This is a genomic window from Olivibacter sp. LS-1, from assembly GCF_008245145.1.
In the GTDB taxonomy this organism is placed as follows: Bacteria; Bacteroidota; Bacteroidia; order Sphingobacteriales; family Sphingobacteriaceae; genus Olivibacter; species Olivibacter oleidegradans.
Genome location: NZ_CP041643.1, coordinates 6,208,388 through 6,223,667 on the forward strand (window position 1 = coordinate 6,208,388; position 15,280 = coordinate 6,223,667).

Consider the following 15,280-nt stretch of genomic DNA (forward strand, 5'->3'; position numbering starts at 1 on the left):
AAAGATAAAAACCTGAATTGGAAAGATCGTTTTGATAAAAAAGAATACGTTTTGTTTAACTTGTTATACATGAATGAATCGTTTTTTGGCACTATCTCGATGTTGGTGTTAAAGCGTTAATATAAACTTCTATATTTAGGTATTGAGGGAAAGACGTATTAGTTTGTAGCGCATCGGTAGCGTCATTTGCATTGAGCCCTAAACGCTGCTCCCACACGTCAGGAATCCCGTCCTGATCGGTATCTTTCAATGCAGTGGCTTCGGGAAAAGATCCCAGCCCATCATTAGGTAAGGCTACATCAGATTCCGTATAAATATAGTTGCCCTGCTTTCCTTTTGAGCGCAACTCATTGATCATCGATAAATCGACTTCATCTCTGCTTGGCAAGGTAGCACCGGCATTATTCAATACATAATGATAAGCTTGTTCCGCGTTCATGCTCGGCGTTTTTGCCGGATAGGCGAAAGGCTGTTGTACAAAATTTGAATCCGCTAATCCTGGATATCCGATGGTGTCGAAGGGTACCAAGCTACCATCTAAAACGCCGTTCTTATTAGGATCGAAGTAATTTCCCGCGGCATGCAGATAAAAAGTTCCTGTACCACGTGAGAAAGGTGTGTTTTTTGGTGGCGTAAGTGGACCGGAAATAAAGTAATTATTGAGAATATTAACCTCAGAAATACCGGCCGATCCACCCATAATATAAGCATCCCCTGAAACGGTATGTCCCATTGGATTATCTAAATTTCCATAATTGTATACTACATTATTAACGAATTCATTATACCCTTTTACTTTAGGGTTGCGGGTTTTATTGCTGTGATAAAGGGTCTTTAGCATACTAATTTTTCCATTCACCGTTTGAATCAGACCGCCTGCCGAGTGATTATGCCGATGCAGGCCTTGTCCGATGATGGAATTCTGTATAGTTATGCTATCGGGTTCATTTCCTTTATTATCCCAGTTAATGGAGAAGACCTCATCCTGCCCCCAAGAAAACGATACATGATCAAAAATCATATTTTTACCATTAGCTACGCCTGAAGCATCATCATTGCGCGATGCACCTCCATTCACTCCCAGCCTAATTCTCATATAGCGGGTAATGGAATTGTTTGCTCCGGTAAAGGTGACTTTACGACCATAGAGTACAACGCCCTTACCGGGAGCCGTTTGTCCGGCAATAGTTGTATTCGCTGCGACACTTAAATTAGATTGCAAACGAATGATGCCACTTACCGCAAAAACGACAAATCGACCCGGCTGACTCACTGCATCACGAAATGACCCGGGGCCATTATCATTCAGATTAGTGACTATATAGACCGAAGGATTAGCGGCTCCACGAGCACCCTGTGCAAAGCGGCCAAAGCCCTCTGCTCCCGGGAAAGCAATAACTCGCCCATTTTCCATATAAGGATGGTTGTTGTCTGATTGTGGTAATTTAGAACAGGCCCCTAGCAATGCGGCCATTCCTAAAAAGCCGGCAAGCCAGCGATTTTTTTGTAAAAGAATAGTTTTCATCATAATTCAGGATTTTATTGGTTATACCTCACATTTAAAAATAAAAGCACTGGATGTTTGATACTTTCCGCCTTGCGAGGCGCCAAAAAGCCACGCCGGTTGATCATCCTCCAATAAAAGCATGGGTCGCTCTAAGCGGCCGTATCGCTTCAAGTGTGCGGGGGCTGGTGGTTCTTGTACATAATGACTCAATGGCTGAAAAGCTATTTGTGGTTCTGACCAATGCAATCCATCATCAGACTCCATAATCAGTCCTACTTCATGGTTAAAGACACCCATGTCGCGCGCAATCATTTTGAACTTGTCCCCTTCACGCCAAACAAAGGCATCCTCAAACTGGCGATTAGCTCCCTTTGCTGAAAAATCAATAACCGGATTATGGACATACTTCTCATACGGACCTTCCGGCTTATCGGCGAAGGCTACGCCATATTTTCTGTTTCCCCGGATCGGTCCCTTTGTTGTTTCATAGTCGTGGGTATTCCATGACTTGTAGTAGAGCCAATTTCTGCCATCTTTTCCTCTTACCCAAGCTGGGTTTGTGGTGCAATGATCATCCCATGCGCCCGCTGCACCCGGCAAGAGAATAGGCGCATCGGTGCGTGTCCATGGACCGTCGAGGGAAGAGGATGTGGCTAAACCAATGCGCTTTGTATTGGTTTTACCATTAGAGTTTCCCATATAAAAAAGATAATAAGTGTTACCTATTTTCTTTATCAGTGGGTTATGACAAGTCGTGGCGTCCCAAAACCCGGTGCCACGCGGGGCTAATACCGTTTCGAGTACCTCAAATGGCTTGTCAGGAGCGTCTGCTACCGCATGAGCGACTTCAGAGCCTTTGATCCATCCGCTCATTCCCAGATCTGCCTTCCATCGTGAGAAAAACACATGCGTTTTACCATCCGGAGCTTCAATTGGGCTATTGCACCATACATAGTAACCGGGCAATTCCAAAGCCCTACCAACTGGCTTCAACTTTTTGCAAAAATCTGATATTGGGGCATCATCTTTGGTTCGCGCATGGAGCATTCTTCCCCCTTGCACCCACAGTGCCGCCAAAGAAAAGGATAAGGTGTGGATGAATTTCTTTCTATTGACTGTCATTAGTTCTTCGCTTTTCTATCTCAACTGCATATATACCTTCAAAGCCCTCAAAATTTGCCCGAAATATAATCCATTTCCCATCTGGTGAATAATGCACATTCGGTTCCAACTTATAATTATGATGTTTCATATTGACCAAGCGCTCCGCCTCAAAATGATCACCTTGAGGTTTAAAAAGATAAATATATTGTCCGTCCGGTGCTTTAGCTACCGACCCTGGATCGCCGCCATCGCCAGCAAAGGTTTTATCATCAACTGCGGAGGTGTAGTGAACAGACCATTCGTTTCGTTGCAATTGGTATTTTATCTCCTTTCCGGTTTTAAGATCCGTACCACTTACAAAAAATGTTTGACCGCGAGGCAATTGCAGATCGTACCATATGTAGTTGCCGTTCTTACTGAACCATTCATGGCCCGCAATTTCCATATCCATGCTACGTTTATGAATGAGTTTGGGCGTAGCTTTTGTTTTTACGTTAATGGTCCAGATCCGATCGACCTTATGCCAAGGGCCTTCGTGACAGAACATTAATAAGTTGGGATCTGTAGGAGAAAATTGTACATGATTTAACCAGGCGCTATCCGTAAATATCTTTTGCAGTTGTCTTGTTTTGATATCGATGGTAAATAATGTTCTCGGTAATCTTGCTTCATAAATGCGATTGAAATACTGGCTCTTTTCCGGATAGCGTTTTGAAATTTCTTTCTCTTCCTCCGTGGCATAGGCTCCGCCTAGTAGGGAAGCATCAGCATTGATCGTTGTAATCGAGGCCTTGAAATCTGCCGGAAATACAAAGATCAGTTCCTTTTTACCTGTTTTTACCGCTACGCTGAATACGCTATCCTGACATTGATAATATACTTTCCCGCTTTTTGCATGCACGATTTCCCCTTGGATTTTTCCGGATTCTTGCGTTAACCGGCGAACTTTCAAGTTTTCTAAATTAACTACATAAAGCTGCTTGTCTTTCACATTAAGGTTATAAATTTCTTGTGCCTTATTCTTTAGCTCTCCGGTATAACTTTCTTTCTGTCGCTCATTACTTCCGTAAAAAACCATCTCATTTCCTACAAAAGGATTGTTATGAAAATAGAAGCTCAAATTGATTCCCTGCCTCCGCACCAAACGCATCACCCGATGATGTGTTACGTTGTCGACCCATTCATCCGGCATTTCCTTTCCGCCGGTTTCCAATAATGGTTGCGCAGGTAGGATCGCTACCTGCAGCAGAGCAAAGAAAAACAATAAATGCTTTTTCATACCTTTTGAGTTCTAAGTAATAAGTTATACGTTATAAGTATCCCTTATGTTAACACATGTATGTAAGTCACAAGTGGCTCACATTAGCTAATTAATATACCCTGTCGAAGGACGATTTGTCACCTATAATACACACACACAGGCCGTTGGTTAAACCAAACTTAAAGTTATACGCTATAAGTATCCCTTATGTTAACACATGTATGTAAGTCACAAGTGGCTCACATTAGCTAATTAATATACCCTGTCGAAGGACGATTTGTCACCTATAATCCACACACACAGGCCGTTGGTTAAACCAAACTTAAAGTTATACGCTATAAGTATCCCTTATGTTAACACATGTATGTAAGTCACAAGTGGCTCACATTAGCTAATTAATATACCTTGTCGAGTGACGATTTGTCACCTATAATTCGCCTACACCGGTCGTTGGATAAGCTGAGCTTAAAACCTACCACTTATGACTTACAACTCCCATTAATACCCTCCATTCTGCGTATACACCCCTGGCTTCGCATCCAATTCGGCTTGCGGAATGGGATAAAGTGTATAATTTAATTGAAAGGGATCAATACGTGACTGAACGTCCTCTTTTTCAATCCAGCTACTCATGACCGATTCCGCTAGACCACTTCGAATCAAGTCGTGCCACCTTGATCCTTCGGCAGCAAATTCTTTTCGTCTTTCCTCCATCAAACCGGCAAGGTCTACCTGACTCCTAGGCGCTAAACCCGCTCTTGCACGAACCCGATTGACCACCTGATCTACCTCCGCTTGTGATCCGGAAGCACCATGCAGTGTACATTCAGCCCTTAACATTAAGATGTCGGTAAAACGCCAAACAATGAAATTAATGGGCCAGTCTTCGCGATTATTCGGCACACGGGATAAATCAATATATTTTTTAAAGAATGATCTGGTTTCCGCCACCCCATTATAAACGTATCCTGTTTGAATAGAAAAGGCCTTTCGAACATCGCCTGACTCATACGAATTCAACAAATCATTCGATACCGGACGAATGGTCAAACCGCCCTGATTGGGATGTCCATTGGCATTAAACCATGTGTCAGGAGCTAACAGCCACGCAAAAGTGGCTCCTGCTACCGGATTTTGCCCTGTGATATACTGAACATCAAATACCACTTCGGCATTGTTTTCATTATCGTAAGAAAAAATGGAAGCATAGGCATTGTTACCCTCCAAAAATTGGTATTCACCCGAACCGATCACCTCATCCAATAAAGCAGCTGCCTCTTGCCAATTGTTAGTAGCTAAGCCAGACCCATTTACACCTAAATTAGGGCCCGAGCGGGTCATATATACCAAAGCTAAGAGCGTTTGCGCCGCCGCATTGGTGACGCGACCGCGATCAACTCCTGCATACTCACTTTTCGAGGGCAAAAGAGGAATTGCCGTTTGCAGATCCGCAATAATAAAGTCGTAAATTGCAGCAATATCACTTTGTGGAATGGTAGCTGCTTCACTTGCTGTAATAACGCGATCGACGATCGGGACCCGCCCAAACCAACGCAAGAGATCAAAATAGAAGAAGGCGCGCAAGAAGCGGGCTTCACCTTGTAAGCGACCTCTCAAATTTTCGTCGGTTACTATGTGCCCATTTTTATCTAGTTGTTCAAGTAAGACGTTCGCACGGTTAACACCATTGTAGTTGGTTAACCAAGCTTCCGCGATATACGGATTCGCTGCCAGATTGCGGTGAAATCCGTTGATGCCTTCCCAATCACGCACACCTCCATCTGATACAGCATATAAATTATCAGAACGTGTTTCCGATAAATTTAATTGTCGGTCCGGATAGCCGCGCAAAGCAGCATATATGGCATTTGCTCCCTGAATAAAATCATTGGGAATTGCATAGAAAGTTTCTGTCGTAGGATCAGAAATAGGTTGTTGATCGAGCTCCTTCTCACAACCTGTAAGAACCGCAAGGACCAATAGCACTAAAAAAATCTTGTTCATCACTTTATATCTTTAATAATGATCATCACTATGTATGTTGTCTGACGAGGACTTATCGTTAAAACGTTACGTTCAATCCGAAGATCAACGATTTCGGAATCGGTAGACCGCCATAATCACCCGCTTCCGGAAACTGCGTGCTACCACTTAAGTTCGTGTTCGTTGCTTCTGGGTTAAAACCACCTTTGTATTTATCATGACCAAAGAAATTCTCAGCCGTAACAAATATGCGCGCACCTTGGAAAGTTGTCTTCGGAATGATCCGTCCCAAATCGTAACCCAATGTGATATTCCGTACCCGAATGTAGTCGGAAGGATAGTACCAATCCGTATTTTTGATTCGGCCGAAAGTTCCGGTTGTCTTTCCTACTTCACCGGCCCCCGGGTCCTCCGGTGAGCGCCAGCGATCGCGCCAGCTGCCCAGCACATTATCCACAATACCGGTTCCGGTCCGGTTAACAGCCCGACCAAATAAAGAGTAGATACCACCGCCCCACTGGCCTTGTACGAGTACACTCAAATCGAAGCCCTTATATCGGAAGGTATTGGTAATACCCCATGTATATTTTGGATTAGGCTGACCTACAATAACACGGTCGTTCTCATTAATGATGCCATCACCGTTGGCATCAAAATATTTCGGATCACCCGCTGTTTGATTTCCATACAAAGCCGCTCCGTTGTCAATGTCGGCCTGCGATAGAATACCCTCTTGCCGAACCACATAAATGCTGTACATCGGGTCGCCCACGCGTAAAATACTATGTGAGATATCAAAAGAAGATGGGATCAGGATTTGCGACTGCCCGTTAGGTAATGAAGTCAGCTTATTGCTGTTATGACTCAAGTTAAAAGAAGTACTCCATTGAAATGCATCCGCCGTCCCTGTAATATTTTGGCTGTTGATTTCCAATTCCCATCCTCTGTTACGTACGCTTCCTGCATTATCCAGGGAAGACGCAAAGCCCGTGATTTGCGACACCGGCACGTTCAAGAGCAGTCCGGTACTCTTACGATCATAGTAATCGATTGTAGCGGTAATACGGTTATTAATGAACCCTAAATCAAGTCCGACATCAAATGTATTCGACTTTTCCCAAGTTAAATCGGGGTTCACGATACCATTAGGAGCTAATCCTGTAACCAGCTGCCCACCTAAAGAGTAGGCATAGTTTCCGAGGACCGACAGGCTACTATAGTCGCCAATGTTGTAGTTCCCCGACTTACCCCAGCTGGCACGCAATTTAAGATCACTCAATGTTCCCTTAATACTTTGCATAAAATCTTCCTGCGACACACGCCAGCCTATAGACGCAGAAGGGAACCAGCCCCATTTGGTATTTGCACCAAAGCGAGATGAACCATCTCGTCTAGCCGACACGCTCAGTAAGTACTTATCTTGATACGCGTATTGCAAACGTCCGAAATAGGAGAGTAAGACATTCTTGGTTTCCGTTGTATTACCCGTCACGCCCAATGCATAATTCAAGGTCGTAATGGTACTACTTCCATAGCCGTTTTGGGATGACATGGTTGCATTATCCAGTTTATCGGAGTTATAAGAAAAACCCAAAAGCGCAGAGATGCTGTGGTCATTGGCAATCGTCTTATTATAATTCAACGTATTTTCATTAACCAGTGTTTGTCTTCTGAAAGTACTATACGTTCCGGAAGTACGTTTGGTTAAATCCGATTGCCTATTCGGTAAACTACCGGTAATCGTAAAAGGAATATAACGCTTAAAGGTATTATCCACATGGTCTAAATTGAGGGTTGTTTTGAAGTTCAGTCCATCAACAATCTCGTATTGACCAAATAAAGACCCGACTGTACGGAAGCGTTTGGTCACGGCCAAGGTTTGCTCTAATTTACCTACCGGACTGTTGGCCGAAGTACTCCAGCGGTATTGAGGGTTGTCACCAACATTAGGATATAGGCCGGCACTTGCTTCCTGTACCGGTGTAAATGAAACTAATTGATGCAGGATATTATCTTTTCCTTCCACACCCGGATCGTTATTAATCGAATAGGTGGGGGTTAAATTAATACCAAAAGTCAGTTTTTCATTAGCTTTCACCTCTACATTGGCACGCGCCGCATAGGAGGTAAAGTCCTGCTCTTTCACCATCCCTTGTTGTCCGTTGTAATTACCCGAAACATAATATTTAACCGCGTCGGTACCGCCACTAGCAGAAAGTTGGTAATTTTGCACTAAACCTTTACGGAAAGTTTCATCTTGCCAATCAATAATATTTAGTCCTGGATAACCCGGCTGTACCCAACGATCATCAATCATGTACCGTGTATCGACCTGATCAGCTGCTATGCCCAGAATAGCACGTCTTTCTTCCGTTGTTTGATCGGCCGTTCTACCCGAGCCGGAGGTGACCCATTGGTAATTGATCATTTCAATAGCACGATCTATCCACTCCGGACCACTTAACATATCAAGCTTTTTACTGCGCTCATTATAGCCTACGTAGGTATTTAAATTAATGGACGGCTTTCCAGACTTTCCTTTTTTAGTCGTGATAATAACCACTCCATTGGCTGCGCGGGAACCGTATATAGCTGCCGATGACGCATCCTTTAGCACTTGGATGGATTCGATATCATTCGGGTTGATATTATCCAATGGATTGCCGGTAGAATAGCCACCATTTTGATTAGGCGTTGCTCCCGATAGCGGGAAGCCGTCCAGAACGTACAGCGGTTCATTTCCGGCGGAGATTGAACCAACACCACGTACCTGGACACTCAAACCTTGCCCGGGATTCCCGGTAGTTTGTTTGACACGGACACCGGCCATTTGTCCAACCAAGGCCTGATCAACTCGTGGAAGTGGTCTTTCCGTTAATTTTTCAGTATTCATGGTTGCTACTGACCCAGTGATATTACCCCGTTTTTGTTGGCCATATCCTACCACGACAACTTCATCCAAACCTTGGCTATCTTGATCCAAGGTAACATTTACAACAGGCCCCGCAACGGTTACCTCTTTTGGTTTGTGTCCCACAAAGGAGAAAATCAAGATTTCATTTTTTGCGGCTTGAATAGCAAAATTTCCATTTGCATCTGTGCTAGTTCCTGCCTTCTTCCCCTTTACAAGCACCGATACGCCCGGTAAGGCTTGACCGTCCTGCGCACTTATTACTTTTCCCTTTACAGTTTCCTGTGCCCATAAGTGCACGGGAAAACTAAACAATAGCAGACACATGAAAAACCAGCTGATCCCTCGCTGTATTACAAGTGAGTGTACTTGCTGTCTCCGTGTCTGGTTCCGTTCTGATTCTTGGTTCATTTTAAACATGGTTAAATTGTTGGTTTTACTTCGGAGACGATAAAAAACTCCTTCAGTAAGCCTGTTGGTTGTGTATCTGCGTTTGTTTTCGAGTGAATTATTTACTCATTGGTTAGCATAGAGACCTATACCGGCGATTCTAGCTAATACAATATTAAAGAGCTCAATAAATGGATGCATCCTGTAGTGTCCTGTTTGCCGATAGGCCGAAGATCAAAAACAGCGTTAGAAGCCTATAAACGCATTTTTTAACTATGAGTTAAACTACGCAATCGTTTCCGGAATTGATGGGTTGATAAATAGTTAAGTAGTTGAGACGTTAAGTAGTTGAGACGTTGAGTAGTTGAGTAGGGAAGTAGTTAATTAGCCGATTGGTAAATTAGCCAATGAAGCATGGGCGTGGAGCAGAGAAATTGTTGAGTGGTTGAGTAGTTAATTAGCCAATTGATGAATTAGCTAATGTGATGATGGGGCCTGCGGGGGAGTAAAGAAATCAGTGAATTGTTGAATAATTGAGTAGGGAAGTAGTTTAGTAGTGATGACTGCCGGTAGGCAGGAATTATGAAGTGATAAATTTGGACCAGGGGATAGAGAGTAGGAAATTCCATTTAACTAGTTCCCTACTCCCTATTAACTACTCTCTAATAAAGCGGATGTTGCTGTCCTTGTAATCCCGGGTTGTCATCAATCGTTGTGGCATTTAATGGTAAAATTTCCACTTTATTTTTCTCGAGGCCTCGGAACAATCCTGTTATCCAAGCCGAGGTGGCATCGGTTCTATTCGCGTTAAAGAGCGAAACATTACCATGCATTTCAAGCAAGGTATAGCCTTGAGTGTTTAATTCCTGCTGCTCAGACGCTGTTGGAGCTTGCGAATAACCGATAAAAGGAACTGCGACGACTGGATCGAGGAAAGATTTAGCTTGCTCTTTTTTATAAGCTCGATATTTGTCAACATCGGCATATGGCCCTTCACCTTTTGCCAATTGGATGAGTTTCTGCTTCGTTTCACTAAGTGTTTCGTATAAAATACCCCACCTAGCCAAGTCGGTCCTGCGCCAGCCTTCAAAGCCGAGTTCTAATTTCCGCTCCGAAATAACGGCTTTTTTGAAGTCCTCATAACCACTCGGTGTTGCCCCCATTTTAGCTCGATCATTGTTAAAAGCTCTTGACCGTACCTTTTCGTACATTTCAACGGCAAGGGCTGTTGGACCATGGTTCAGTTCGTTTTCAGCTTCGGCATACATCAACAAGACATCCGAGTAACGCAGTACCGGCCAATTGATATCCCGTTTATTAATAGCTGTTCCAATTTCCGCTTTCCATGTCACCCGAAATTTACCGATGGTCATACCGGCATAGTTGTTCATCTGCCGGGTATTATCGCTCGCGATGCTATAATTACAAATCGCTACGTCCCTTCTGACATCACCCTCACTAAAATCGAAATAGTAAGTTGGCAAAGCTCCCATGGCCGGTTGAGCCTTACCGAACATGCAGTTCGTATGGGCAAACATTCCGTTTGTATAACTAATAGAACCATCATTACTATTCGCGCCATACTGACCATATTCAAGCATTGTCTCAACATTATATTGTCCATTTACCAAATCGCGGAATACCGTCTCATAAGCAATTAAATTATTTTCGCCACGATCTACAATGGCCTTGCAGGCGTCTCGAGCAATCTCGTACAGCTGTGTAATGCGATTGACATCGTCGCGTTGTGCTATCTTAACAGAACCTGGAGAATACGAATTCAGGTCCCAGCGCAATGAATAACCGGCAGCATACAACGCTACCCGGGCAAGCACTCCATAAGCAGCATTTTTAGTAAAACGCTCCGGCGTGGCCACCATCCCCTCCCCTTTCCAAGGTAACAGTTCGATCGCTTTTTGAAGATCCTCAATACACCCATCCAAGATGGTGTCGCGACTTACTCTTGACGAATTGAAGGTTCCTGCATCCACAACCGGAATTTTGGGATACGGAACATCTCCGAAGAAACGGACCACATTAAGTAGATTCATCGCCCGGATGGCATACGATTCACCTAAGAGCATATCCAGTTTGCGCTTTTCCTGCTCATTGGCGGCCTCCATTTGTGGCAGATTTTTAATACATACATTTGCGTACTCGACACCGGCATACATCGCTGTATAAGTAGAAGTAGGAATGTTGGAAGTATTATATACATAATTCGCTACCTGATTTTTTGAATTGGTTTCTCCTTCGGTAGAGAAACATTCGTCGGTTCCCATACCGAATTGATAATATAATTCACGATTGAAGGTGCTGCTATAGGCACCCAATACCGCCATTTCGGCCCGGGAGACGTTATCAAAAATAGTTTCACTATCGAATTCTTTTTCGGACGGCATCTCCAGCCATTTCTTACAGGAGCTGCAAAGAACAATTCCCAACAAAAAAATAAGTTTTATATTCATTTTCATGATTGACAAGCTTTACGGTTAAAAGGTTAAGTTAGCGCCTACGACAATACTTTTTGTTCTTGGATAAGCCGAATTGTCTACGCCTCTGGTGAGAATAGACCCGGTAGCTGAAACTTCCGGATCATAGCCCGAATAACCGGTGAATGTATGGATATTATTCAAGGTGCAATAAATTCTTGCATTATTTATGAAGGCTTTCTGTAACCATGATTTAGGTAAAGTATATCCCAGTGTGATGTTATTGATGCGTAAGAAAGAACCATCTTCGAGGTAGTAATCCAAGGCATCAGTAATAGCAATATTATTCGGTGAATGCAGACTCCACATCGCTTTTTTATCATGCTGATTAGGATTTAGCTCCGCCAACCGACCCAAATCGCTTGTTTGCATACCAGTTGCCGGATCAATTAAAGTGAAGCGGTTATTCATGACAGACAGCGAGTTTTGATTGGGCAGATAAGGTCCTATGTAACGCTGGGAGTTCATATTAAAAACTTGGTTACCGTAACTGAAATTGAGGAATACACTTAAATCAAAACCCTTATAGGCAAAAGTATTATTGATACCGCCGAAATACTTGGGTTCAGGGGTTCCAATGACGGTGCGATCATTAGTGGACCAAACCGGGTTACCGTCGGCATCGGTCTCACCACTGAGCGCTACATACTTAACATCCCCTGGCTTTATGGATGAACGCGCCTTCCCTTTCAAAGAGGCCACACCGTCTTTTAAGGTATAACTGCCATCGCCATTTTGGATAAAATCATCGGTTGTATAAATACCATCGTATTGATAGCCATAAAACAGTCCGACCGTATTATTGAGCTCCGTCCAGAAATCGACACGAGAGCTCAAATTGGTGCGCATATAATCACGGTCGCCACCGAAGAGTGATAATACTTTCGATCGGTTAAAGGAGATATTTAAACTTGTTGTCCACTGAAAGTCGTTTGAACGAACATTCACTGTATTTAGCAGGAACTCAAAGCCTCTATTTCTGATGGAAGCCACATTTTGATTTTGGCTGGTATAACCCGTAGAAGTGGGTATAGCCACACTAATAAGCAAGTTCTTGGAGATGTTATTATAATAGTCGGCCGTTAGTGACACCCGATTCTTAAGAATAGAAAAGTCTAAGCCAATATTGGTGGTCTGTGTCTTCTCCCACTGCAAGAGTGGATTACCCAATTTATCTGTCGGTTTTAATCCATTAACCTCTACATTGTCAATGGCATAAGTGGTGGATTGATACAAAGTGGTATAAGTATTATTCCCGATATCACAATTTCCGGTTGTCCCATAACCTACCCTGAACTTCAGCTGGTCGAAGAAATCGATGTTCTCCATGAACTGCTCTCGATCAATGTTCCAAGCAGCGGACGCAGAAGGTAAAGTGCCCCACTGCCGACCGGGCATAAACTTCGATACACCGTCGCGTCGAATCGTGGCCGTTAATAGATAACGATCATCGTAGTTATACATCAAACGGGCAAAGCCGGAAACCAAGCCATAGCGTGATTTATCAGAAGAAGGACGGTCGATCCTTCCTGCCATACCGACGTCATTCAAGCCGAAATTATTTTCAGGAAATTCATAATACGTATTGTTTAACGACATCGACTCCTCATAAGTTGTCTCCTGTCCTAATACCGCATTGAAATTATGTTTATCATACGTTTTTTTCCAAGAAAGGGTATTGACGATCTGCCATATAAATTTCTCACTGTTGTTACGACTACCGTAGGGCCCTTTATTATTTTGTGCCGTTCGCGTACGACCATCATCCCAGTAATCACTGCGTGTTTGTGTCCATTGGTAGCTTCCAGCGGTACGAAACGTGAAATCCTTAAGAAAATCCACATTCAAGCCCATATTGACTCCCGCTAAACGGGCATATTTCGTTTGGGTAACCGCATCATTTGTAATAATCGGATTATAGATATCGTATTGGGAATCCTCTGCCTGCAGCTCTTCTGCTATATCACTTTGGATCAATTGTTCGTCCGTAAATCGGATACCACCCGTTGGAGGCTGCAAAACAGACATTTTGAGCATGCCGCCTAAAGAACCACCTCCCTCTGTTTTGGTGGCTTGCAAGTTTGTGTTGAAATCAAGACTAATCCCTTCGGCCAATCGCTGGTTGAATTTAGCACGGACACTATTTCTTTCATAACCCGTTTTTGCAAGAATTCCATCCTGCCCGGTGAAGTTATAACTGACCATAAACTTCGTTTTCTCAGAACCACCGTTAATATTAACGTTATGGTTCTGCAAAATAGCTTGATCCCCAAACACTAAATCCTGCCAATCGATGCCAGCCCGTGACCCATAGTCGCGTGCAATCCGATCGTAAGCTCCGGTATAGAAGTCGCTGCTCGACACATCACCACCAAACATGTTCGCCCACTGGCTTTCCTTTCCCGCAAGTGTCTGAAATTCATACTGATATTTCACATACTGTTCTGTGCTCAGTAGATCAAGCTTACTGCTCAGCTTTTCAAAACTGAAATATGTGTTATAATTTACCTCGGTTTTACCGGATTTACCTGACTTGGTAGTGATTAGAATTACACCATTAGCACCGCGTGCACCATAGATGGCGGTGGCTGACGCGTCCTTCAAGACTTCGATCGATTCGATGTCGTTGATATCAACATTACGTAATGCGTTTTCCATTTGAAAGCCATCCACAATATACAAGGGGTTGGTTCCTTGCGTTATGGAAGTCCCGCCGCGGACAGTGATATTAATATCAGCACCAGGTGCCCCACTTTGCGTCACTACATTAACCCCAGCAACCCTACCGGTAATCGCTTGTGCTGCGTTGGTTACCGGTATATTCCTGATTTCGCTCCCTTTGACCGTACCAACGGCGCCCGTTAAATCCCGTCTTCTCGCCGTTCCGTAACCAATGACGACCACTTCATCCAAACCTTGACTATCTTCTTCCAATGACACGGTTGATACTCCTTTTGCAGGGACTTCCTTACTGAGGTATCCCATAAAGGAAAAAACCAGCACGGCATCTTCACCGGCTTGTAAGACAAAATTTCCGTCCGCATCGGTAGTAGTTCCTTGCTTTGTGCCTTTGACAAAGACAGATACACCGGGCAGCGATGCGCCATCCTGACTACTAATTACTTTTCCACGAACAGGTTGTTGCGAAAAAGCGGAGGGCAACAGTGCATAAAACAAAAGAACAGTAAGTAAACAGTAAGTCCGCAAGGCATTGATGCGCCAAGGTAACTTTAATTGCCCTACATACATTTTAGTAATTTTTCGGTTCATAAGTTTAGTTTATTAGATTACATTAGTTGAATCGGGATATATCCGTTCAATAATTAATTCGCCTAACAAGTAATGCTAAAATCGAATGATATTGGTTAGTTTATGTCGATTAGGTATTTGTTAGCTGAGCGCAATATTAAAGAGTGAAGAAAGCCTCCGCGTCCTGTAGTGTCCTGCTTAAGGAAACCAAGAGCATCAAAAAAGCTGCTGACATAACAATAAAGCCACTTTTTAACTGTAGGTTAAACTACGCAATCGTTTCCGGAATTGTTGAATAGTTAAGTTGTTAAATAGTTGAGTAGTTAAGTAGTATTGCCTTTAGGGGTGCCTCTGCTCACAACTGGCAATTCGCAACCCACAAC

7 protein-coding genes are annotated in these 15,280 nt (G+C 43.5%); all 7 read right to left on the reverse strand.

Annotated elements, in window-relative coordinates; genetic code table 11:
* Positions 1-91 precede the first annotated feature (91 nt).
* On the reverse strand, positions 92-1,528 hold the full coding sequence (locus FKG96_RS25920) for a polysaccharide lyase family 1 protein (protein WP_130858174.1): 1,437 nt from the start codon (positions 1,526-1,528) through the stop codon (positions 92-94).
* An 18-nt stretch (positions 1,529-1,546) separates the two neighbouring features.
* Positions 1,547-2,629, reverse strand: coding sequence for a glycoside hydrolase family protein (locus FKG96_RS25925; protein ID WP_130858175.1), 1,083 nt, complete (start codon positions 2,627-2,629; stop codon positions 1,547-1,549).
* Positions 2,616-3,890, reverse strand: a complete 1,275-nt coding sequence (locus FKG96_RS25930) for an oligogalacturonate lyase family protein (protein WP_130858176.1) — start codon at positions 3,888-3,890, stop codon at positions 2,616-2,618. Before FKG96_RS25930 ends, FKG96_RS25925 begins: the two co-directional genes overlap by 14 nt.
* Before the next feature lie 480 nt (positions 3,891-4,370).
* A complete protein-coding gene (locus FKG96_RS25935) occupies positions 4,371-5,876 on the reverse strand; it encodes a RagB/SusD family nutrient uptake outer membrane protein (RefSeq protein ID WP_130858177.1) in 1,506 nt (501 codons plus the stop codon).
* A 58-nt stretch (positions 5,877-5,934) separates the two neighbouring features.
* Entirely contained in the window at positions 5,935-9,177 is a 3,243-nt protein-coding gene (locus FKG96_RS25940; protein WP_130858178.1) for a TonB-dependent receptor, read from the reverse strand.
* 641 nt (positions 9,178-9,818) lie between these two features.
* A complete protein-coding gene (locus FKG96_RS25945) occupies positions 9,819-11,630 on the reverse strand; it encodes a RagB/SusD family nutrient uptake outer membrane protein (RefSeq protein ID WP_130858179.1) in 1,812 nt (603 codons plus the stop codon).
* 18 nt (positions 11,631-11,648) lie between these two features.
* On the reverse strand, positions 11,649-14,918 hold the full coding sequence (locus tag FKG96_RS25950; RefSeq protein ID WP_130858180.1) for a TonB-dependent receptor: 3,270 nt from the start codon (positions 14,916-14,918) through the stop codon (positions 11,649-11,651).
* Between the last annotated feature and the right edge of the window lie 362 nt (positions 14,919-15,280).

What these genes read in the sequence shown, in the direction of transcription:
- FKG96_RS25920 (WP_130858174.1), bottom strand. Translation starts at nt 1,528, where the DNA reads ATGATGAAAACTATTCTTTTACAAAAAAATCGCTGGCTTGCCGGCTTT.
- FKG96_RS25935 (WP_130858177.1), bottom strand. Translation starts at nt 5,876, where the DNA reads ATGAACAAGATTTTTTTAGTGCTATTGGTCCTTGCGGTTCTTACAGGT.
- FKG96_RS25945 (WP_130858179.1), bottom strand. Translation starts at nt 11,630, where the DNA reads ATGAAAATGAATATAAAACTTATTTTTTTGTTGGGAATTGTTCTTTGC.
- FKG96_RS25930 (WP_130858176.1), bottom strand. Translation starts at nt 3,890, where the DNA reads ATGAAAAAGCATTTATTGTTTTTCTTTGCTCTGCTGCAGGTAGCGATC.
- FKG96_RS25950 (WP_130858180.1), bottom strand. Translation starts at nt 14,918, where the DNA reads ATGAACCGAAAAATTACTAAAATGTATGTAGGGCAATTAAAGTTACCT.
- FKG96_RS25940 (WP_130858178.1), bottom strand. Translation starts at nt 9,177, where the DNA reads ATGAACCAAGAATCAGAACGGAACCAGACACGGAGACAGCAAGTACAC.
- FKG96_RS25925 (WP_130858175.1), bottom strand. Translation starts at nt 2,629, where the DNA reads ATGACAGTCAATAGAAAGAAATTCATCCACACCTTATCCTTTTCTTTG.